The sequence below is a fragment of the Rhodoferax sp. ZS1R8 genome, assembly GCF_056521325.1.
On the sequence record NZ_JBWMBA010000111.1, the window covers coordinates 455 to 1,244 of the forward strand.

General features: G+C 55.8%; 1 protein-coding gene. It reads right to left on the bottom strand.

The window, feature by feature from the left end:
- Positions 1 to 738, bottom strand: a 738-nt coding sequence (locus AC097P_RS24215; RefSeq protein ID WP_479612972.1) for an FG-GAP repeat domain-containing protein, incomplete at its 3' end; no start/stop codon positions are given.
- Positions 739 to 790 lie beyond the last annotated feature (52 nt).

Consider the following 790-nt stretch of genomic DNA (forward strand, 5'->3'; position numbering starts at 1 on the left):
GTCTGTTGCGTAGGCGATCCACCATCCGTAACCTTCCCCACCCCACATGTAATCCGTCTTGCCATCGCCATTGAAGTCACCAAGCTGCATAAAGCTTGCACCACTCGTATACGAGTACCCGCTTGGTCCGGTTCCTACTATGACTCCCGCGGTGGGCTGCGTCATGCCCGTCGCAGTTCCATATGCAACCATCCAATCCCCATAGGCAGGGCGCCACATCATGTCGAGCTTGCCGTCACCGTTGAAGTCGCCAAAAAAGATATAGGGTCGGCTAGCTCGATTGTTGCCCCCTACTGAATAGCCTCCTATGAGGTCTGTCGGCGTTGTAGAGATTCCGTTCACTGTAGGCGCCAGGACCTGCACTGGACTCGCAAAGCCGGTGTCTGTTGCGTAGGCGATCCACCATCCGTAACCTTCCCCACCCCACATGTAATCCGTCTTGCCATCGCCATTGAAGTCACCAAGCTGCATAAAGCTTGCACCACTCGTATACGAGTATCCGCTTGGTCCGGTTCCTACTATGACTCCCGCGGTGGGCTGAGTCAGAGCAGTAGGCACATTCGGCCAAGTTATGCTGACTGGCTGCAGACAGTTATTGGCCACATCACACTCGGTCAGCGTCTTCAGTCTTGACCGGTTGGTGTGTGAGCTCTGCTCATACGTCAGCTGGTAATCCTTGACCAGCGTTGCTCCGCTGTAGGTCTTGATGTTGCTCACGCGCTGGGTGAGCTTGACCATGGAGCCTGCCTGGTAGGCGGTCTCGCTGTCCGGCCTGCTTTGGTAGCTGATT